Annotated in this window: 22 protein-coding genes and 1 pseudogene; 8 read left to right on the top strand and 15 right to left on the bottom strand. The window is 68.1% G+C overall.

Features of this window, described 5'->3' with window-relative positions; translation table 11 throughout:
* A pseudogene (locus G3N98_RS30375) lies at positions 1-124 on the top strand (LysR family transcriptional regulator); the annotation flags it as partial.
* A 467-nt stretch (positions 125-591) separates the two neighbouring features.
* Here G3N98_RS30375 and G3N98_RS30380 read toward each other — a convergent pair.
* From G3N98_RS30380 to G3N98_RS30390, 3 genes are all read right to left on the bottom strand, one after another.
* On the bottom strand, positions 592-1251 hold the full coding sequence (locus tag G3N98_RS30380; protein ID WP_089475802.1) for an isoprenylcysteine carboxylmethyltransferase family protein: 660 nt from the start codon (positions 1249-1251) through the stop codon (positions 592-594).
* Between the two features lie 162 nt (positions 1252-1413).
* Entirely contained in the window at positions 1414-1578 is a 165-nt protein-coding gene (locus G3N98_RS30385; protein ID WP_011353821.1) for a hypothetical protein, read from the bottom strand.
* Between the two features lie 255 nt (positions 1579-1833).
* A complete protein-coding gene (locus G3N98_RS30390; protein ID WP_089475803.1) occupies positions 1834-2253 on the bottom strand; it encodes an HIT domain-containing protein in 420 nt (139 codons plus the stop codon).
* Between the two features lie 295 nt (positions 2254-2548).
* Here G3N98_RS30390 and G3N98_RS30395 point away from each other — a divergent pair, with 295 nt between their 5' ends.
* Both G3N98_RS30395 and G3N98_RS30400 read left to right on the top strand, forming a co-directional pair.
* Positions 2549-3724: a hypothetical protein gene (locus tag G3N98_RS30395; protein WP_206150279.1), complete on the top strand. Its 1176-nt coding sequence runs from the start codon at positions 2549-2551 to the stop codon at positions 3722-3724.
* A 192-nt stretch (positions 3725-3916) separates the two neighbouring features.
* Positions 3917-5317, top strand: coding sequence for a serine hydrolase (locus tag G3N98_RS30400; RefSeq protein WP_206150280.1), 1401 nt, complete (start codon positions 3917-3919; stop codon positions 5315-5317).
* 94 nt (positions 5318-5411) lie between these two features.
* On the opposite strand, the gene G3N98_RS30405 is transcribed toward G3N98_RS30400, so the two are convergent.
* The 6 genes from G3N98_RS30405 to G3N98_RS30430 form a co-directional block, all read right to left on the bottom strand.
* On the bottom strand, positions 5412-6035 hold the full coding sequence (locus tag G3N98_RS30405; RefSeq protein ID WP_089428914.1) for a glutathione S-transferase: 624 nt from the start codon (positions 6033-6035) through the stop codon (positions 5412-5414).
* Positions 6036-6107: 72 nt separating this feature from the next.
* A complete protein-coding gene (locus G3N98_RS30410) occupies positions 6108-7607 on the bottom strand; it encodes a TIGR01777 family oxidoreductase (protein ID WP_206150281.1) in 1500 nt (499 codons plus the stop codon).
* Positions 7604-8476 carry a DUF393 domain-containing protein gene (locus tag G3N98_RS30415; RefSeq protein WP_206150282.1) on the bottom strand — a complete coding sequence of 291 codons (873 nt, stop codon included), beginning with the start codon at positions 8474-8476 and terminating at the stop codon, positions 7604-7606. Before G3N98_RS30415 ends, G3N98_RS30410 begins: the two co-directional genes overlap by 4 nt.
* Before the next feature lie 100 nt (positions 8477-8576).
* Entirely contained in the window at positions 8577-9047 is a 471-nt protein-coding gene (locus tag G3N98_RS30420) for a DUF2269 domain-containing protein (protein WP_206150283.1), read from the bottom strand.
* The gene (locus G3N98_RS30425; protein WP_206150284.1) at positions 9044-10351 is read right to left on the bottom strand and encodes an SDR family oxidoreductase; all 1308 of its coding nucleotides are present in this window, start codon (positions 10349-10351) and stop codon (positions 9044-9046) included. The genes G3N98_RS30420 and G3N98_RS30425 overlap by 4 nt, the downstream gene beginning before the upstream one ends.
* Before the next feature lie 88 nt (positions 10352-10439).
* On the bottom strand, positions 10440-10973 hold the full coding sequence (locus tag G3N98_RS30430; RefSeq protein ID WP_011353812.1) for a MarR family transcriptional regulator: 534 nt from the start codon (positions 10971-10973) through the stop codon (positions 10440-10442).
* Between the two features lie 164 nt (positions 10974-11137).
* Here G3N98_RS30430 and fabV point away from each other — a divergent pair, with 164 nt between their 5' ends.
* Complete coding sequence (gene fabV, locus G3N98_RS30435) at positions 11138-12340, top strand: enoyl-ACP reductase FabV (RefSeq protein WP_089459133.1); 1203 nt, start codon at positions 11138-11140, stop codon at positions 12338-12340.
* Positions 12341-12404: 64 nt separating this feature from the next.
* Here the strand turns inward: fabV and G3N98_RS30440 are convergent, their stop codons facing one another.
* A complete protein-coding gene (locus G3N98_RS30440; protein WP_206150285.1) occupies positions 12405-13109 on the bottom strand; it encodes an SDR family oxidoreductase in 705 nt (234 codons plus the stop codon).
* A 341-nt stretch (positions 13110-13450) separates the two neighbouring features.
* Between G3N98_RS30440 and G3N98_RS30445 the strand changes: the two genes are divergently transcribed.
* Complete coding sequence (locus tag G3N98_RS30445; protein ID WP_206150286.1) at positions 13451-14035, top strand: TetR family transcriptional regulator; 585 nt, start codon at positions 13451-13453, stop codon at positions 14033-14035.
* Between the two features lie 76 nt (positions 14036-14111).
* Here G3N98_RS30445 and G3N98_RS30450 read toward each other — a convergent pair whose 3' ends face one another.
* The 3 genes from G3N98_RS30450 to G3N98_RS30460 form a co-directional block, all read right to left on the bottom strand.
* The gene (locus G3N98_RS30450) at positions 14112-14690 is read right to left on the bottom strand and encodes a hypothetical protein (RefSeq protein ID WP_206150287.1); all 579 of its coding nucleotides are present in this window, start codon (positions 14688-14690) and stop codon (positions 14112-14114) included.
* Positions 14691-14799: 109 nt separating this feature from the next.
* Positions 14800-15585: a YhfC family glutamic-type intramembrane protease gene (locus G3N98_RS30455; protein ID WP_206150288.1), complete on the bottom strand. Its 786-nt coding sequence runs from the start codon at positions 15583-15585 to the stop codon at positions 14800-14802.
* Positions 15586-15596: 11 nt separating this feature from the next.
* Entirely contained in the window at positions 15597-16127 is a 531-nt protein-coding gene (locus G3N98_RS30460; protein WP_206150289.1) for a GNAT family N-acetyltransferase, read from the bottom strand.
* A 205-nt stretch (positions 16128-16332) separates the two neighbouring features.
* On the opposite strand from G3N98_RS30460, the gene G3N98_RS30465 reads away from it, so the two are divergent.
* The 3 genes from G3N98_RS30465 to G3N98_RS30475 all read left to right on the top strand — a co-directional run bounded on the left by G3N98_RS30465 (position 16333) and on the right by G3N98_RS30475 (position 17756).
* A complete protein-coding gene (locus G3N98_RS30465; protein ID WP_089441473.1) occupies positions 16333-16698 on the top strand; it encodes a metalloregulator ArsR/SmtB family transcription factor in 366 nt (121 codons plus the stop codon).
* Positions 16670-17155, top strand: a complete 486-nt coding sequence (locus G3N98_RS30470; protein WP_089475816.1) for an SRPBCC family protein — start codon at positions 16670-16672, stop codon at positions 17153-17155. Before G3N98_RS30465 ends, G3N98_RS30470 begins: the two co-directional genes overlap by 29 nt.
* Positions 17156-17279: 124 nt before the next feature.
* Complete coding sequence (locus tag G3N98_RS30475) at positions 17280-17756, top strand: SRPBCC family protein (RefSeq protein WP_206150290.1); 477 nt, start codon at positions 17280-17282, stop codon at positions 17754-17756.
* 28 nt (positions 17757-17784) lie between these two features.
* Here G3N98_RS30475 and G3N98_RS30480 read toward each other — a convergent pair whose 3' ends face one another.
* Both G3N98_RS30480 and G3N98_RS30485 read right to left on the bottom strand, forming a co-directional pair.
* Positions 17785-18915, bottom strand: a complete 1131-nt coding sequence (locus G3N98_RS30480; RefSeq protein ID WP_089428900.1) for an amidohydrolase family protein — start codon at positions 18913-18915, stop codon at positions 17785-17787.
* A 1-nt stretch (position 18916) separates the two neighbouring features.
* Positions 18917-20224, bottom strand: a complete 1308-nt coding sequence (locus tag G3N98_RS30485) for an MFS transporter (protein ID WP_206150291.1) — start codon at positions 20222-20224, stop codon at positions 18917-18919.
* Positions 20225-20486: the final 262 nt, after the last annotated feature.

The raw sequence follows: 20486 nt of genomic DNA on the forward strand, positions 1-20486 counted from the left end.
CCGCGCGGCGCTGCGGCTCGGCGTCACGCAGCCGTCCGTCAGCTACGCGCTCGGCCGGCTGCGGCTGATGTTCCGCGACGCGCTGTTCGTGCGCACCGGCACCGGCGTCGAGCCGACGCCGCGCGCGTTGTTCATGTCACCTGCCATGGCCGGCAGTGCAGTCGCGCCGGTCAAAGCGGCGACGACGAGAGCGGGGGCGATTTTCTTCCACATTCCCGTATTCTTCCTTGTTCGCAATCTGGTTATTGAAGGTCCGCTCGGTACGACGATCTGAATCGATCGACGTCGTGTCAGGCATTGTGCCGAACCGCGGACCAATTCATTTCAATGAGCTTGCGGCGAAGAATAGCACCGGTCCCCCATCCTTGCCGTGGACATTCTGGTAACAAGTTGTTTACGAATCAGCGCGTTCGAACAGCCGCACCGGAATGCCCGCAAACCCACGCCAGCATTGGCTTCGCCGAGGGTCCGGCCCTGTGGAACGACAGGCCGCCCATGCACGGCGTCGCACGTTTGCGACACACGTGGCAACACATCGGGAACGGATCGTGGGCAGCGCCCGAAACGGCGGTGGGAAAGAAATGAAGAGGGTCAGTACACGCCCGGCAGCAGACGCCAGGTCCGCGCGCAATACGCGTCGTATTCGGTGCCGAATTGCGTACGCAGCAGCGCCTCCTCGGAGCGGATGCGCGCGACGAGCGGCACCATCGTCAGCACGACCAGCAGCAAGCCCACACCCGAGCGGAATGCCAGCGCCCACCCGACGGAATTGACGACCAGGCCGAGATAGCTCGGATTGCGGATGCGGCGGTAGATGCCATCAGTCACGAGCGTATGGCCCGGCTGGATCGCGACAAGCCCGCTGAAGCGCTTGCCGAGCACGAATACGGGCCAGATGCGCAGCACACCGCCCACGATGTACAACACGACGCCGATCCAGCGCACCGCCTCGCCGCCGAAAGTCCAGAAGTCGAGCCGGTCGGTCAGCGCGGGCAGGTATGCGAGCAGAAACCCACTCACCCCGAACGCCGCGAGCACCCAGCGGTTGTCGCGATTCTCGCGCTCGCCACTGCTCAGGTTGCCTTCGGTGAACAGCGCGGCGACGGCCATCGCGAGCGTCGCGACGACGACGACGGTCAGCGGTGGATGCGAGAAGAAGGCCGCGAACCCGCCGCTGCCGAGTACCGCGAGCCCGAGGTAGACGAGCGTGGAGATGGCCGACGCGACTGCGACCTTGCGGGTGACTGCCATGGCTGCCTCACCGGAACGCGGAATGCGCTTTCCTGTGAAGTATAGGAAGCGCGAGCACGCCGCGCTGCGCACCACCGTCATGCGATACGCGAATCCGCGCGCGTCGCCGGCGCCACGCGGTGGCGCTGACCGATGCGGCCAGCAGCTACGCCCGGTGCCCGATCAGCGGATGCGGAAGTTGCCGCCGATCCCGACGCTGACGGGCGGCGCGTAATACGCCGGCGCATAGCCGTAGTAGGCCGGCGCGGGCGCGTAGCCGTACGGCGGCGCGACATAGCAGCCGGACAGGCCGCCGATCAGGGCAAGCGTGATGAGAAGTCTGGTCATGGCTCGATTCCCGGCGCGAAAGACGAATGGCACCTCGCGAAAGCCTTGTCGCCGTGAAAAGCGGCGGCCGGCACGAAGAGGCGATCCGCCCTTCCTGTCGCTCGGTGAAGCAATGCGCGGAGTCTAGCGCCGGGTGGGCCGAGACGAGTTTCGCCGGCGGTTACACGTGTTACCTCGCATGACCGCTGAAACAGGCGTTGGCACGGCGGCGGGCCGGTACGCCATGCCGTGCAGTCGCCGCGTGCAATCGACGCGTTACACGAAACGCGCGCGAATGCGCTGGGCAAGCGCTTCGAGCGTCGCCGCGTCGGCGATCTCGCGCGCATGCATCCGCAACTCGGCGCCTTCCCAGCGCGGAATCACGTGGAAGTGCACATGCGGCACCGTCTGGCCGGCGGCCGCGCCGTTGAACTGGCCGATGAACACGCCGTCCGGCTCGAGCGCCGCGCGCACCGCCGCCGCGACGCGCTGCGTCATGCGGATGCCGGCCGCGGCTGCATCGCCGGACAACTCGAAGATCTGCACGGCCGGCTCCTTCGGGATCACGAGCACGTGGCCGTCGGCCTGCGGCATCAGATCCATGATCGCGAGGGTCGCGTCGTCTTCCGCGACTTTCACGCACGGCAGTTCGCCGCGCAGGATCTTGGCGAACGGGTTGTTGTTGTCGTAGGACATGGCGTTTTCCGATTACGGTTGGACTGGGAGAGGGGGAAAGCGATGCCGGACGATTATCGGCCGACGGCGGGTCGGATTTCAACTTGTCAGGCCGCATCGCCCTTGCGACGAACAATGGCCGCCGGCTCGCCTGCAACATCGGTAACGGAATGGAATATCCGGCCGTCGCCATCCGTTTGTTTCGAGCGTGGGTTCACGCGGCAACAGAACGATCGCGAACCTGCGCCGGACACCCGTCGGCTGCGCAGGCCGGCAGCCGGGATGACTGCTCGCGATCATCAACCGGAGTCATGCCATGGACCCTCTCCCCTCCTGTCGTTCCCCCGCCACGCCCGTCCTTGCGGTTGATCCGCCGGTCGTCGCACGCGTCGGGCGCACGCTTGCGCACTCGCTATGCCGCGCGGCATGCGGCGCCGGGCTGGTCGCGTTGTCGTCTGCGTTCGCCTGGGCCGGCGGCAGCGACATCATCTTGCCGATTCCATCGTTTACCGCGTCGACCGTGCCCGCCAACGGCGACGTCAATCCGTACGGCATCGCGTTCGTGCCGCGCGGCGTGCCGAGCTGGAGCACGCTGAAACCCGGCGATGTCGTCGTGTCCAACTTCAACGCGGCGTCGAACACGCAAGGCACCGGCACGACGATCGTGAAGCTGTCGCCCGGCAAGACGCCAGCGGCCTTCTTCCAGGGCAGCAATCTCGGCCTGACGACCGCGCTCGCGGTGCTGCGCAGCGGCTTCGTGCTGGTCGGCAACGTCCCGGCGCCGGACGGCAAGACCGTCGTGCCGCCGGGGTCGCTGCTCGTCATCGGTCCGCAAGGCAATCTCGTCACGCAACTCAGCAGTGCGGCGCTGCTCGACGGGCCGTGGGACATGACCGTGATCGATCGCGGCCAGCGCGTGACCGCGTTCGTGTCGAACGTGCTGAACGGGACGGTCTCGCGCATCGAACTCGCGATCGGCGACAACGGCGTCACGATGCTGCCGGGCTCGCGCGTCATCGCGTCGGGCTACGTGAATCGAACCGATCCCAGCGCACTCGTCGTCGGTCCGACCGGCCTCGCTTACGACCCGAACATCGACGTGCTGTACGTCGCCTCCACCGGCGACAACGCCGTGTTCGCGATCCAGAACGCGGCGTCGACGAATCGCAACGGCGGCGTCGGACGGATGATCTACTTCGACGCGGCACACCTGCACGGCCCGCTCGCGCTGGCGCTCGCACCGAACGGCCATCTCGTGACCGCGAACGGCGACGCGGTCAACGCCGACCCGCAGCAGCCGAGCGAGATCGTCGAATTCACGGTGGACGGCCGCTTCGTCGCGCAGATGCAGGTCGACACCGTTGCAGGGGCAGCGTTCGGCCTGGCGTTCGGGCACGGCAGCAAAGGCCAGCTGGAATTCGCAGCCGTCGACGACAGCACGAATACCGCGACGGTCTGGACTCTGCGCTCCGACAACAACAACGCGCAGTAACGCGCCGCCTGGACGGGCCGCATGCGGCCCGTTCGCTCCAGACGATCGACACATGCGAGTCACACACGCCGGGCACCTTGCGCGCGGTCGGCGCCGCCCGGCGTCGCACCCACCCGCGATTGCCACCGCCGGCCCGAACCTGCGACACTGCCGGTTCAGGTTCTGCCTCCCGACAATCGAGGACGCTCGCGCATGACGATCCCCTTCAAGAAGCTGATCCTGCGCGGCGTCGCGCTCGCCGTCGTCGCCGCGGTCGGCTACACGGGCCATATGTTGTCCCGGCTCGCGCCGATCGCGACCGGCTATGCGGCGAAGGCGCTGTGTTCCGGCGTGTACGTGTCGGGCCGCCCGGCCGCGTCCGTGATCGACGTCGACATCATGGCCGGCGTGCATCCGCTGCTGAAACTGGTACACCCGTCGATCGACCCCGACCATCATCGCGCGACGGCGACCTTCGCCGGCTTCGCCGAACGCGACGCCGACTTCCGGCCCGGGCTCGGCTGCACGCTCGCGCTCGGGACGTCGCCCGGCGCGTTGCCGGCCGCGCTGCCGCCTCTCCCCGATCCGCCGTCCACACAGCCCGCTCCAGCCACGCTGCCGGCCGGCATCGACGCGCAGAAGCTGCGGACCGCGCTCGACCGCGCGTTCGACGAGCCCGATCCTGCGCGGCCGCGGCGCACGCGCGCGGTCGTCGTGATGTGGCGCGGCCAGGTGATCGCCGAACGCTATGCGCCCGGCTTCACGGCCGACACGCCGCTGCCCGGCTGGTCGATGACGAAGACCGTCACGGCCGCACTGGTCGGCACGCTCGTCGCGCAGCACAAGCTGTCGCCTAATGCGTCGGCGCTACTGCCCGAATGGCGCGGCGGCGGCGATCCGCGCGCGGCCATCACGCTCGACGAGCTGCTGCGCATGACGAGCGGCCTGCAATTCAACGAGGACTACGACGACCCGCTGTCCGACGTCGCATTGATGCTGTACGCGCAACCCGATACCGCGCGGTTCGCGTCGGCGAAGCCGCTCGCCGCGACACCCGGCGCGCGGTGGTCCTACTCGAGCGGCACGAGCGCGATCCTCGCGCGCGTGATGCGCGAGGCACTGGGAGGCAGCGACGGCGACTACCTCGCGTTACCGCACCGCGCGCTGTTCGCGCCGCTCGGGATGCGCAGCGCGGTGTTCGAACCCGATGCGTCCGGCACGCTCGTCAGTGCGTCGTACATGTATGCGAGCGCACGCGACTGGGCGCGCTTCGGGCAATTGCTGCTGCAGGATGGCGTGTGGGACGGGCAGCGGCTGCTGCCGGAAGGCTGGGTGCGCTACCTGACGCGCACGACGCCGCAGTCGGCGCGACAGGAGTACGGCGCGCAGCTGTGGGTCAAGGTGCCGGAGCCGTTCAACGATCGCGATCCGCATGCGGTCGCGATGCCGGCCGACGCGTTTCATGCGGTCGGCCATGAAGGCCAGTTCGTGAGCGTGGTGCCGAGCCGGCAGCTGGTGATCGTGCGGCTCGGGCTGTCGCGGCCGGAATCCGCGTGGAATCACGAGGCGTTTCTCGCGCGCGTGCTCGACGCGGTGCCGGCGCCCGGCGCGTGACAACGGGCCCGAGGGCCCGTGCATATCGGTCATGACGCGGACGCGGCGGCGATGCGATGGCCACACCGCCGCACCGCGCATTACCTGCGCGGTATCACGGGTTCGCGCTGCCCGCGTATTTCTGGAAGCCTTCGCGCGTCGCGAGACGTTCGATATAGCGCGACACCGCCGGGAAATCCGGATGCTCGAATGGCGTGCCGAACCAGCGGTTCACCGACAGGCCGATCGGAATGTCCGCGAGCGTGAAGCCGTTGCCGGCCACGTACGCACCGGTCGCTTCGAGCTGCGCGTTCAGCACCTGCATGTGCTTCGTCCAGCCCGCGATCGACTGCGCGATGCCGGCCGGGTCCTGGTGATCGGGCGATTTGCGCACGAGGCCGAGGAACGCGCCGACCCACGAGCGGTTCAGGTCCGCGCCCTGCCAGTCGATCCATTGATCGACCCGCGCGCGCGCCTGCGGCTCGGCCGGATACAACGCGTCGCCGCCGTAGCGGTTCGCGAGGTAGCGGATGATCGTGTTCGATTCCCAGAGCACGAAATCGTCGTCCTTGATGACGGGCACGAGACCGTTCGGATTCAGCGCGAGATAGGCCGGATCGTGGGTCGTGCGGAAGCCCGCGCCCCAGTCTTCCTGTTCGAACGGCAGGTTCAGCTCGGTGCACAGCCACAGCACCTTGCGAACGTTGATGGACGGGATCTTGCCGAGGATGTGCAGCATGCAGTCTCCTTGTGAGGTCGGATGCGGAGCGCCAGGGATACAGGACACGTCCCGAACGCGTTCACGCCGAGTTTATACGCGACCGCGGGGCAAGCGACAGGCCGCACGCGGAAAATCCGCATGCGGACGATTCGTCAGGTCACGCAGCGCATGCTCGGCCGTCGGGAACCGGAACATGAATCCGTCCTGATGCAGCCGCGCCGGCATCACGCGCTGGCCGTCCAGCAGCAGCTCGGCCATCTCGCCCATCGCGACGCGCAGCGGCGCGGCCGGCACGTGCAGCCAGGCCGGACGATGCAGCACCTTCGACACGACCTGCACGAACTCGCGCTGGGTCAACGGCGCGGGCGCGACCGCGTTGTAGACGCCGTGCATGCCCGGGTTCGCCATCGCACGCGCGATGATCCGCAGCACGTCGTCCCGGTGGATCCAGCTCATCACCTGCGTGCCGTCGCCGAATCGTCCGCCCATCCCGAAGTAATGCGGGAGCAGCATCGGGCGCAGCGCACCGCCGGGACCGAACACGACGCCCAGCCGCAGCACCACCGAACGAACGCCATGACGCTCGAGCGGTTGTGCAGACTGCTCCCATTGCCGGCACAGCTCCGACATGAAGCCACTGCCGGCGCTGCTGCCTTCGTCGAGCCGCTGGTCGGCAGCGCGCACGCCGTAGTAACCGATCGCCGATGCCTGGATCCACGTGCGCGGCTCGACCTCGGCGGTCTCGACCCAGCGCATCAGCGATTCCGTGACGCCGACGCGGCTGGCCAGCAGCACCGCCCGCCGGCGCTTGCTCCAGCGTGCACCGAGCACCGGCGCCCCCGCGAGATTGATGACCGTGTCGAAACGCTCGTGCGGCTGCAACTGCTCGACGGACGTGACGCTGCGCACGCGGCCGTGAAACTGGTAGGCCGCGCGCAGCGGATCGCGCGCCAGCAACGTGACCGCATGCCCCGCATCGAGCAGATGGTTCACGAGGGTTTCGCCGATGAAGCCGGTGCCGCCGGTGACGAGCACGTTCCCCGGCGGCTGCCCCGCGAACGGATTGACGACCGGCGCGCGTCGCGCAATCCGGCAGGCCGCGATTCCGTCGCGGATTCCCGAAATCGTCACACCGACGGCAAAGAGGCTCAGCACCCAGCCGCGCCAGCCGAGGTCGAGCACCTGCAGCGCGGTCGGCTCGTGCGCCCACGTGGCCAGCTGCATCGCGATCATTCCGAACAGCGCGCCGCCGTTGACGGCCAGCAGCGTGTGCAGCACGCGCTCGGTCGCCGGCAGCTTGCGGCTCTGGTCCTCGACGACGAAATCCCACAGCGTCAGCACTATCTCGACGACCACCACCGCCGCGAGGGCCGCGACCCACGCGCCGTGAAAGGCGACGTGCGCGATCGATGCGAACACGAGGCCGTAAAGCACGGAACGCACCGCATGAATTCCCAGCTCGAGCCGCGCGCGCGGGCTGTGCGGGAGATCCTGCGTGAGTTCGTGGTGATAAAGCGTATCGAATGCGCCCATCGCACCCTGCACGATCAGCAGGTTGAGCGCCCAGTCGTAAGCAGGCAAGGTGTTCATACCGCGTCCCTCCTCCAAAGCCAGACAAGCGGCGGCACCATCGCGACGAGTGCCGCCGCGTCGATCGCCACGTGGCCCGATACCTGGGCCTGCAATGAAAACAGCATGTCCTGCGGCGCCCAGATCAGCAGGCCGGCCAGCAGCCATCCCCACACTTCCCGTTTCTGCAACCTGTTGCCGAGGTGCACGAGCGCCAGCATCCAGACCGACGCACATTGCACCGTCGCGCCCATCAGCGACATCCACCAGATCTGCTGCGCACGCGCCGGGTCCGGCGCCGTTCCCGTCCAGAAGTGCAGTTCGATGACGCGGTGATACGCGTCGAGCCACGGTGCGCCGGCAACCCACGGAACGGCAATGCCGACGAGCAGATGTGCGATCGCGGCGCAGTACATCCAGGTCACGACGATGCGGCGAACGTTGTCTCGCGCCGGACGGTCCGTCGGATGTTCAGCGGCACGTTCGCTACCGTCACGGCACGCCGCCGCATCACACGGCGCTTCGGCGCGATAGCCGAGCCAGCGCGATACCGCATGCCGGTTGCGCGCGAAGCGGCGATACAGCGGCGCCAACGCACCGCGCACGGCCGGCACGCGAAGCAGCCGGACGACCCAGCGGCGGCCGGTCAGCGCCTGGGCGGCCAGGATGCTGTCCACGCCGGTCAGCATGCGTCCGTCGGGCAGGCGCGCGTGCAGCTCGCGATTCAGCGCGGGCAGGTCGACGCCCAGCGGCGCGGGATCGAAACCCGGCGCGGCGATATCGACGAAGGCCAGCCGGTGTCGCGCGTCGCGAGCCCTGAGACGCCTGATCTCCGCCACGCACAACGGACATCGTCCGTCGAAGTACAGCACCAGTTCACTTGATTCCATGATTCGCATTCCTTCTTATTACCCGTCGCATGCTTCATGAATCGATCGACGGCTCTCCGCTGTGCCACGACGCCGCTTCTGCGCAGCGGCGGCAACGCACTTACATCGGCTTGAGCACCATCAGGAAGTAGACGGTCAGCATCGCGAAGAACGCCGGATAGCCGAGCAGTTCCCAGCGCTTCGCGTAAAGCCAGTACCGATCCGGCAGCGCGGCATCGCCATTCGCATGCGCGAGCTTCGCCATCGCGGCCAGTTCGACCTGCAGCCACACGACCGGCAGCCAGCACGCGCCGGCGATCGCATACAGCACGATCGACGCGACGAGCCACGGCGTATCCCACGGCCAGCCGGCCGTGTGCGCGAGCCACAGCCCCGATGCCGGCTGGAAGATCACGGCCGGCGTCGTGAACCACCAGTCCGCGCGCACCACGAGCCGCGACACGGCCGCAATGGCGGGCACCGAGCGCGTGCGGTTCGCGAAGAACAGGTAGAACGCGGTGCCGAACCCGGTGCCGACCAGCAGCACCGAAGACAGGATGTGAAGCGCCTTGATGACGAGATAGGTATTCATGCTTGTTCTTCTTCTGAAAAAAGGATCAACAGGATCGCGAGAATCGGCACGTTCTTGAGCACGGGGCCGAACGGTTCGGCGAGCAGGGCCGGCATCGTGACCGCGATGACCGCCGAATACGCGACGATCAGCGCGGCTTGCGCGGCCCACAGGCGGCGCGACGGCGCGACGACGGTTGCGACGCCGAACGCAAAGTCCAGCGCGCTGGCCGCATAGAGCGCGATCCGCGCGGGCAGCCCCGTCAGGTGCGCGGGTGCAAGCAGCGCGAGGCTCGCGTGCAGCGGATGGATGAAGGCGCTGGCGATGGCCGTCCAGATCCACACGATCGCCAGCGCGCCCAGCAGCAGCGGGCGACGCCACATCGCGAGCGCGTCGCGACGCAGCGCCGCGGCGTCCGCGCCGATGAAACCGTCGATCCCGCGCGGCGGCCGGCCGAGCATCGCCGTGGCGGCAGCCGGATCGCCGGTGTTCCCGCCACGCAGCATCGTCCACGTATCGCGCGTGAAGATCGCGCCCGGCAGCGTGCCGAGGAGCACGGCCGCCACACCGGCCAGCGGGCCCGGCAATCCGATGCGAACGGCCGGCGCAAACCCCAGCGCGGCGCGGTAGCGGGCCAGCATCTCGCGGTATTCGACTTCGTCGGTGCCGACCACGTCGATCACCGGGTGGCCGGCCGCCGGCGCATCGACGCACCGCGCGACGACTTCGGCGAGATCGTCGACGTGCACGGGGCGCAGCCGCTGATGGCCGCCCGCCGGCAGCACCTGCACCGGCAGGCTCGCGAGCATCCGGAAAAACCGCGCCGACGCGCCGTCCGTGCCGTAGACGAGCGCGGGACGCACGATCCGGAAGTCGATCGGCAGCGTCTGCAGGAAGCGGTCGGCCGCGACCTTGCTCGCGAAGTAGCGCGTATCGCCACGCTCGACGCCGAGCGCCGAGATCTGGATCACGCGCCGCACGCCGGCGCGGCAGCACGCGGTGAAGAGTGCGCACGGCGCGGCGCGATGCACGGCGTCGAGCGTCGCGCCGCGCCGATCGGCGAGGAGGCCGACCGCATTGATCACCACGTCGACGCCTTCCAGCCGCGCGAGCCACGCGTCCGGGTCGACGTCCTTCGCGAAATCGATCGCAACGTCGCACGGGCCGGCCGCCTGACGCACGCCGCGCAGCACGCGATGGCCGCCGGCTTCGAGCCGCGCGCACAGTGCCCGCCCGATGAAGCCGCTCGCCCCGCACACGAGCACGGTCATGCTGCGCGCCGCGGTGCGGCCAGGCGGGCAGGTCGACGGCAAGACGGTGGTCATTTTCATCCTCTATTTACAGTTATTTCTGTACAGACAGAAATAACAACCCCGAAAAAAGCGGGCTGGCTGCCCGCTCGGCGTGTCCTGCTTACTTCGACGGCTTGCGCCTGACCGTCTGGCTGATCTTCGCGCCGATGCCGAGCGCCTTCATCAGCGTATCGGGCTTGAGCCGCAGCATCTCGTCAGACCAGGTCGTAAGCGTCTCGACGAACTGCAGCGTGTCGCGGATGCGCTGCTCGGTCTCGCGGCTCTCGTTCGCGATCTCGGGATTCGTCAGGCAGTCGCGCAGCACCGTGAGCGTCGGCTCGATCTCGCGCTGCCGCCGCCCTTCGACGATCAGCTTGAACAGCTCCCAGATGTCGGTCGACGTCTCGAAGTGGTCACGGCGGTCGCCCAGCACGTGCACGACCTTCGCCAGCCGCCACGCCTGAAGCTCCTTCAGGCTCGTGCTGACGTTGGAGCGCGCCACGTTGAGCGTCTCGGCGATCTCGTCGGCCGCGATCGGCCGGCCGGCCAGATACAGCAGCGCGTGGATCTGCGAGACGGTGCGGTTGACGCCCCACCGCGAGCCCATTTCGCCCCAGTGGAGAATGAATCGTTCGGCAATCGGTGTGAGTTCCATGACGTGAAATTTAGGCATTTCAGTTATTTCTGTCAAGAGAGAAATAACTGGACGACCCGACCGGTTCCGGCGGCGCCCGCCCGCGATCGGCGGCTTCCTTTACAATGCGCGGGATTTTCCGAATTCAGGCCGTCCCAGCCTTTCTGACTAGAGTAGAGGTTTCCATGATCATCAAACCGCGCGTGCGTGGCTTCATCTGCGTGACGACTCATCCGGTCGGCTGCGAAGCCAACGTCAAGGAACAGATCGACTACGTGACTTCGCACGGCCCGATCGCCAACGGCCCGAAAAAGGTGCTCGTGATCGGCGCGTCGACCGGCTACGGCCTCGCCGCCCGGATCTCGGCCGCCTTCGGCTCGGACGCGGACACGCTCGGCGTGTTCTTCGAGCGTGCCGGCAGCGAGACGAAGCCGGGCACGGCCGGCTGGTACAACACCGCCGCGTTCGAGAAATTCGCCGCCGAAAAGGGGCGCTATGCGCGCAGCATCAACGGCGATGCATTCTCCGACAAGGTCAAGCAGGTCACGATCGACACCATCAAGCAGGATCTCGGCAAGGTCGACCTCGTCGTCTACAGCCTCGCGGCACCGCGCCGCACGCATCCGAAGACGGGCGAAACCATCAGCTCGACGCTCAAGCCGATCGGCAAGACGGTCACGTTCCGCGGCCTCGACACCGACAAGGAAGTGATCCGCGACGTCACGCTGGAACCGGCGACGCAGGAAGAGATCGACGGCACCGTCGCCGTGATGGGCGGCGAGGACTGGCAAATGTGGATCGACGCGCTCGATGAAGCCGGCGTGCTGGCCGACGGCGCGAAGACCACCGCGTTCACGTATCTCGGCGAGCAGATCACGCACGACATCTACTGGAACGGCTCGATCGGCGAAGCGAAGAAGGATCTCGACAAGAAAGTGCTGTCGATCCGCGACAAGCTCGCCGCGCACGGCGGCGACGCGCGCGTGTCGGTGCTGAAGGCGGTCGTCACGCAGGCCAGCTCGGCGATCCCGATGATGCCGCTGTACCTGTCGCTGCTGTTCAAGACGATGAAGGAAGCCGGCACGCACGAAGGCTGCATCGAGCAGGTGTACGGCCTGTTCAAGGACAGCCTGTACGGCGCGACGCCGCACGTCGACGAGGAAGGCCGCCTGCGCGCGGACTACAAGGAGCTCGATCCGCAGGTGCAGGCGAAGGTCGTCGCGCAGTGGAACCACGTGACGAACGAGAACCTGTACGAGCTGACCGACTTCACCGGCTACAAGACCGAGTTCCTGCGGCTGTTCGGCTTCGAGATCGCCGGCGTCGACTACGACGCGGACGTGAACCCGGACGTGAAGATCCCGGGCATCATCGACACCACCGTCTGACGTTACGGCCCGCCGCCCCCGCTGCACGCGCAGCCGGGGCAGCGGGCTCGGGATACCGGCGGCTTCAACGCGGCGCCGGTTCTTCCAGATAAACGCCCGACGACAGCGTGGCCTTCACCTGCCGCGTGAACTCGTCGGTCGACACTTCCTCCTCTCCCGCTTCGATCGCTTCGTACGCCTGGCGCACGACGTCGGCCGGCGTGGCCTTCGGCACGTCGAGGCCGGCCGTCAGGTCGGTATCGATGAAGCCGGCATGCAGCCCGACGACCTGCGTGTGCTGCTCGCGCAGCGAATGGCGCAGCCCGTTGGTCAGCCCCCACGCAGCCGATTTCGACACGCCGTAGCCCGCCAGGATCGGCCGGTTCACCCAGCTCGCGACGGACAGGATGTTCAGGATCGCGCCGCCGCCATTCCCGGCGAGGCTGCCCGCGAACGCGCGCGACATCGCCAGCATCCCGAACACGTTGGTTTCGAAGTGATCGCGCAATGCGTCCGCCGCGCCTTCGTCCGTCAGGCTGCCGAGCCGCGCGATGCCCGCGTTGTTGATCAGCAGCGTGACGTCGCGTGCCGCGTCGGCCGCGGCCGCGACGGCCGCCGGATCGGTCACGTCGAGCTTCACCGGCACGACGCCCGGCAGCGTCACGGTGGCCGGATCGCGCGCCGCCGCATAGACCTTGCGCGCCCCTCTCGCCAGAGCCTGCTTCGCGAACTCGAGCCCGAGCCCGCGGTTCGCGCCGGTGATGAACACCACTGCACCTTCGATCTTCATGTTCGTTCCTTTCGCATGATGAATCTCATGCGCGCCGGCTCGCCGCGCGCGTGAGATCCGGTGGAAAACCAGCCTGCCCTTGCTTACCGAACCGTGGCGCCGCCGCCGGCAGACGGCGAGCCGCCCGCTGCCCGTGACCCGGCCGCGCCCAAGACCCCGACCGATTGCCATCCGGTGTTCCGGCCGCGGCTTTGCGCCCGCCGCCAAGTCGGCTACACTCGATGTCAATGTCGATCACCATCGTCTTTGCGGTGCATTGTGTTCTCGCCCCTCGGGCATGTCAATGGTGATCACAATTGTGTTTTCCAATCGACGCGATCGACAAAATCAGGGAGGGATCTATGGGCGTGTCAAGACAGCAGGCTGCCGAGAACCGGAGCGCGATCGTCGCGGCCGCCGAGCGGCTGTTCCGCGCGCGCGGCGTCGACGCGGTGGGGCTCACGGAGCTGATGAAGGAAGCCGGCTTCACGCAGGGCGGCTTCTACAACCACTTCAAGTCGAAGGACGCGCTGGTTGCCGAGGTGATGGAAAAGGCGATGCAGGACCGGGCGGATTCGCCGAACGCCGGCAGTCTCGACGCGCAGGTGGCGTTGTATCTGTCGGCCGCGCATCGCGACAATGTCGAGGCCGGATGCCCGCTGTCCGGTTTCGCGGGCGATGCGCCGCGGCTGACCGACGCGGCGCGCGCGTGCTACGCGCACGGCCTCGCCACGTACCTCGATCGGCTGGAGCGGATGGTGGCCACGGAAGGCGCGACGCCCGCGCAGACGCGTCGCGATGCGATCGCGGTCTTCAGCCAGATGGTCGGCGCGCTCGTGCTGTCGCGCGCGATCGCCGGCACCGATCCGGCGCTGGCCGACGAGATCCTTGCCGCCGCGCGGGAGACGCTCACCACCGGGCGCGACGATCCGGGCGCGCGGGTGTAGCCGCGCCAAGACGTCATGGTGCGTCGGCCGGTGCCGCGTGTCGGCGTGCGCGGTGATGGTTCAACGTCTCGCCGCGCTATTCGACTTCCCGGGCGGCATCCCACAGCGGCTGCGCACCGCGCGCCGCATTCCAGGCGGCAAAATGCGTGCGCCACGCTTCGAACGGCTCCGCCAGCGGGTGGCGCGGATCGTCGCTGAGCGAATACGCCATCCCTTCGATCAGCCAGCGCGGCCGGGTCGCGACGGCCAGATTGCCGAGCACTTCGGCCTGCCGATGATGGATCAGCTCGTGCGCGAGAAAGTAGGTCTGCCAGCCGCGCGGTGCGATCACCACGCCGAAATTCCCGAGCGTCAGCGCCGCGCGTTGGCCCAAGCCGAACGCATCGGCGCACGCCCGCGTCGAGCAGAACACGACGCGCGGCGCCGCCTGGAATGCACCGACGGCCGCCGCCGCGCGCGCATAGCCGTCGCGATAGAGCTGCCGCGCGTCGCCGAGCTTCGCGGCATCGTCCGTGCAGATATCGGCGCTCGGGCACGACACACCGGGGACCAGCGCAGGCGCGACGACGCGCAACGGCTTGACGAGCGCATACGCGGCAATCGGCAGCGCGACGAGCAGGCCCGTGAGGGCAAAAGCGACATGGGAGCGTTTCATCGGGGCGGTGGTTCCGGGGCGTTCTCGTTCTGCTGAAGTCTTCCTGCGTGAATATATCGGACCGGCGATGTCCGCGGCCCTGCTTGATTCCCCGACGGCGCCTTGCCAATCAGGCAAAGGGCCCCGTGCTGGCCTCGCCGGCACCCGTCATCCGGCGGCTCCAGCGAACACCCAGCCACAGAAGCGCCACACCGCACACGAACAGGAGCACCTCGACCAGCACGGTATCGACATGCCAGTACCGCGTCAGCAGCACGGCGGCGAGGTCGAACAGGAAATGAAACGCGATCGCATACGCGAGCCAGCGCTTCGTGCCGCGGACGAATGCCTGCAGCACGATCAGCGACAGCCCCACGTGCGCGGCCATGGCGCTCACGCGCTCGAACAGCGCGAGTAACGGCGACGCGAGTGTCATGCCGGAGAACTGCGACCCGATCAGCGACTGCGCACCTTCAGGCACCACGACGCCTGCTCGCGCGAGCAGGTACGCGGCAGCGAGCGCGATGAATCCGACGCCGACGAGCAGCATCGCTTCCAGCCCGCCGTGCCCGAGCCCGAGCATCACGGCCGTCGGCGCGTCATGTCGCTTCGGCAGCAGATACCGGAAAGCGACCCAGCGCCCGCATTCCTCGAAGAGTCCGGCCGTCAGCGCCGCGAACACGAGCATCGGCAGGTGCCAGCCGGGATCGTTCCCGAGCCGGTGGAACAACGGCACCTGCCACGACAGGCGCAGCACCGGCTGGAACACGAGAAAGGTCAGCATCCCGTAGAAAAACACCCGCAACGGCACCTGCGCGCGGCGCCGCCATGCGACCGCGAGCAACACCGGCGCGGTCAGCGCCACGACACCCGCCGCGAGCGTGAGGAACAGGAGCAACGGGGCGACGGGATGCATGACGAATGCCGTTACGCGAGCTGCTTGTGGAAATACGTCGTCGCGCAGAGCGTGCCGTCGGGCATCAGCGCGTAGTTCGGCACGACACCGACACGCTGCCAGCCGGCCCGCTCGTACAGCCGCTCGGCGTCGCCGCCCGTCACGGTGTCGAGCACGAGCACGGTCTTGCCCGCGTCGCGCGCGGCTGCATCGGCCGCCGCCATCAGCCGCGCGGCGATGCCCTGCCGGCGCGCGTGCCGCGACACGAGCATCTTCGAGATATCGGCGCGATGCGGCTGGTTCTCCGGCTGCGCGGTCACGACCTGAACGGTGCCGACGATCCGGCCGGCCGCGTCCTCGGCAACGAGCAGGATGCGCTCGCCGTTCGCGACGCCGTCGGCGACATTCGTCCAGAACGCGACGGCGGTCGCCCGCTCGATCGGCAACATGAAGCTGACGGACGCGCCGCCCTCGACGCAATCGATCAGCACGTCGGCCAGTGCTTCGACACAGCGCTTCGCTTCGTCCGCGCCGACGCGGCGGACGGTAACGGATTCGGTCATGCCAACTCCGGTAGTCAGTTGGGTCGCACACGCGGGTTCGGCGTGCGTCCGGATGGGAAGGAAACACCGGCAGGCCGTCGCGGCTCGCGCAACGGCGGCAGGCGCTCGGCAACGCCGCACCCGGTCGGCGCGTGTTACCGCCCCATCATCCTACGCGACGAAAATTTCCGTTGCATCGCCGTTCGCCTCCCCTATACTTAGCCACATGGCTAACTTTCAACCCGGCATCAGCGACGTTTTCCACGCCCTCGCCGATCCGACGCGCTGCGCGATCGTCAGCATGCTCGGCCACGGCGAGCGGACCGTCTCCGCGCTGGCCGAACCGTTCGACATGGCGCTGCCGTCGTTCATGAAGCACGTCGCCGTGCTCGAGCGCAGCGGTCTCGTCCAGACCCGCAAGGCCGGCCGCTCGCGCACCTGCACGCTGGTCGGCAGCCGGCTGACCGAAGCCGAGGCATGGCTCGCCGAGCAGCGCGCACTGTGGGAAGCCCGATCCGATCGTCTCGTCGAATTCGTCGAACGCCGTCACCAGGAGGAGCACGATGTCAGCCAGCCCCGTCGACCCCGTTGAAACCCACGATCTCGTCATCACGCGCACGCTGCGTGCGCCGCGCCACGCGCTGTGGCGTGCATGGACCGACCCCGAACTGCTGAAGCAATGGTGGTGCCCGAAACCGTGGACCACCGAAGTGCGCGCGTTCGACCTGCGGCCGGGCGGCGCCTTCCACACGTACATGCGCGGCCCCGATGGCGGCACCAGCGACAATCCCGGCTGCTTCCTCGAGATCGTGCCCGAATCGCGCATCGCGTTCACGTCGATGCTCACGGGCGGCTGGCGGCCGCAGGCGCCGTGGATGGGCTTCACCGCGATCATCACGATGGCCGACGACGATGCGGGCAGCCGTTACGAAGCGCGCGTGATGCATCCGGACGCCGCCACGCGCGAACGCCACGAAGCGCTCGGCTTCTTCGAGGGCTGGAACACCTGCATCACGCAGCTCGACGAATTCGCGGCCGCATTGCGCTGAACCGGCCGCGGCCGCGTGTGCGGTCATTGCATGCCGCCGCTCGCGCGCCTAGGATTCCTGAAGGAAGCATGACGACACGCCGGCCGCCGGCGTGCACCGTCGTGCGCACTCCGCGGGAGGCCACATGTTGCACACGCACACGCATTCGACCCGGGTCAGCCGGCACCTGAACGCCCCGCGCGGCCGCGTCTACCGCGCGCTCCTCGATCCGCACGCGGTCGAGCAATGGAAAGTGCCCGACGGCATGACCTGCCGCGTGCATGCGTACGACGCGCGCGAAGGCGGTGCGCTGCGGGTATCGCTGAGCCATGAAGCGCCTTCGGCCGGCACCGGCAAGACCACCGCGCACACCGATACCTATCACGGCCGCTTCGTCACGCTCGTGCCGGACGAGCAGATCGTCGAGATCGACGTGTTCGAGACCGACGACCCGATGCTGCGCGGCGCCATGACGATCACGATCACGCTGTCCGACGAAGCGGGCGGCACGCGCGTGGACGCCGTGCACGACGGGGTGCCGCCGGGCGTGCCGGCCGCCGACAACGAGACCGGCTGGCAAATGGCGCTGGCGCGGCTCGCGGCGCTGGTGGAGGCCGGATGAGCCCGCGCCGGGCCCGTCGCGGCGGGAGTCAGCCGAGCCGGTAAGCGCGTGTGACCGTGCCGCGGAACAGCGCGTCGCGCTCGTCCGGGCTCGCCTGTGCGGTCAGCCGCTTGAACGCATTCCAGCCGTTCACGAACGAATAGGAGCCCTTGTCGACCGGGAAATTGCTCTCGAACATGCAGCGCCCGGGGCCGAACGCGTCGATGCAGGTCATCATCCACGGCTTCCACGTGTCCGCGAGCTGCACCGAAGACGGCGGCCGTTCACCCTTCTCGAAATCGAAACCGTTGATGCGCATCCCGAGCCCGCCGACCTTCACGTACACGTTCGGCAGTTGCGCGAGCGTACGCATCGACGCCGACCAGCGCTCGAACACCTCCGGCCGCTTGTCGGCATAACTGGCGATCCGCACGACACCGCCGCAGTGATTGACGATGACGCGCGTATCGGGGTTCGCCTTCGCCAGCTCGAACAGTTCGGGCAGTTGCGGAAAGAACAGCCACGCGTCATACGAAAGCCCGAGCGGCGCCAGCTGCGCGACGCCCGCCCGGTACGCGGGATCGAGCAGCAGCCCGCGCGGCACCGCCGACAGCGGATTGGCGAGCGTCGGATCGGCGTCCCAGGTCGTCAGGTGACGCACCCCGCGGAAGCGCCCGCGACCGGCTTCGAGATGCGCTTCGAGCACCTCGCGCACGCGTTCGCCGAGACGCAGGTCCGCGTGGCCGACGATGCCTTTCGCGACCGCCACCGGGCCGTGCTGCAGCGGCTCGGTCACGCCCGCGACGTAGGCCGTCTCGCCCACCGGTTTCAGTTCGGCCGGGCCCGAGTCGCGATAGCGCGTCTGCGCCTGCATGTAGACGGACGCCTGGATGTTGTGGCCCGAGCGCGCATCCTGCAGATAGTCGTCGAGCATATAGATCCAGCCCGGCCGTTCGTAGAAGTGATGATGCGCGTCGACGATCGGCAGGTCGGGCTCGAGCGCGGGTTCGAGCGCCGACGCGAGCCAGTCGGGGCGGACCGCGAGATAGTTGCTTTGCGTCGTCATGCGTGAAACTCCTTCCTGGGTGGCCGCGCGCGCCTTGGTGAACGCGGGCAGCGCGAGCGAGGCGGCGGCCGCGCCGAGCAGCCGGCGTCGCTTGATCGACATCGTGGTGTCCATGTCATTCGCTCCGGTCGAATGCAACCAGCGACAGCGTGAGCAGCGTCGTGATCGCCAGCACGATCGCGAGGCCGAGCATGCCGGCGGTAAAGGTGCCGAAGCTGTCCTTCAGGTAGCCGACGAGATAAGGCCCCGCGAAGCCGCCGAGCGCGCCGATCGAGTTGATCAGCGCGAGCCCGCCGGCCGCGGCCTGGCCGGACAGGAAGCGCGACGGCAGCGTGTAGAAGATCGTGCGGCCGGCGATCGTGCCGATCAGCGCGAGCGTGATGCCGACGAGTGCCGGCCCGAGCGTCAGGAAGTGCGTCGACACGCCGAGCGCCACCGCGCCGATGAACAGCCCGATCGCCAGGTTCGCGACCGGGCCGCCGCGCCGGTCCACGCGCTTCGCCCACCACAGCAGCGCGATGGTCGCGAAGAAGTACGGCACCGCGGACAGCCAGCCCGTCTGCATCATCGACATGCCGTGCGCCTTCAGCATCTGCGGCAGCCAGATGCCGATCCCGTAGGACCCCATCGTGAAGCCGAACGAAATCAGCGCGAGCAGGTACACGCGCACGTCGCGCAGCGCGATGCCGAAGCGCTTCTTGCGGCCGGCGGCCGCGCCGTCGCGCTCGAATGCACGCTGCAGCGCTGCCCGTTCATTGTCGGACAGCCACGCGGCATGCGCCGGCGAGTCGGACAGCAGCTTCAGCACGAGAAAACCGAGCGCGCACGCCGGCAGCCCTTCGACGATGAACATCCATTTCCAGCCGGCGAGCCCAAACACGCCGTCGAGTTGCAGCAGCCACGTCGACAACGGACCGCCGATCAGCGACGACAGCGGCGTCGACACGGTGAACCACGCCAGCACGCGTGTGCGGTAGCTCGCCGGAAACCACACGGCAAGGAAGAAGATCACGCCCGGAAAGAATCCGGCTTCGCCGATGCCGAGCAGCAGCCGGATCGCGTAGAAACTCGTCGGCCCGGTCGCGAGCGCGGTCGCGGCCGCCATCAGCCCCCACGTGATCATGATGCGGGCAAGCCAGCGCCGCGCGCCGAAACGGTACAGCGCGAGATTGCTCGGCACCTCGAACAAGCAGTAGCCGGCGAACATGATCCCCGCGCCCCAGCCGAACTGCGTCGCGGTCAGGCCGAGATCGCGGTTCATCGTGAGCGCCGCGAAGCCGACGCTCGTGCGGTCCAGGTAGTTGAAGAAGTACGCGAGCGCGAGCAGCGGAATGAAGCGCCACGCGGCCTTGCGCACGGCCCGTTGCTCGAGCGACGCGTCGGTCTCGCGATCGTCGGCCAGTGCCGGGGAAGCGGATGTCATGGTTGTCTCCGTGGATGGGGCGGCCGCGCCCGTGCGTGGCACGGCCGGGACGCCTTTGTTCGTTCGGTGAATCGCGGCCGCGCTACGCGCTCGCCAGTTCGTTCGGTGACGGCGCGCCGCCCAGCGCCGCATCGTCCGCGCCTGCTCGGGCGACTCGGCTGCGGCATCGAGTGGCGCGACGTTGCCGGGGATGTCGAGGGATTGCGTGTACATGGCGAGGCTCTCGTCCGGGTGAATGTGTGCGAAGTATAAACCAACCGAC

This window comes from Burkholderia sp. Tr-20390 (assembly GCF_017104595.1).
Classification (GTDB): Bacteria; Pseudomonadota; Gammaproteobacteria; order Burkholderiales; family Burkholderiaceae; genus Burkholderia.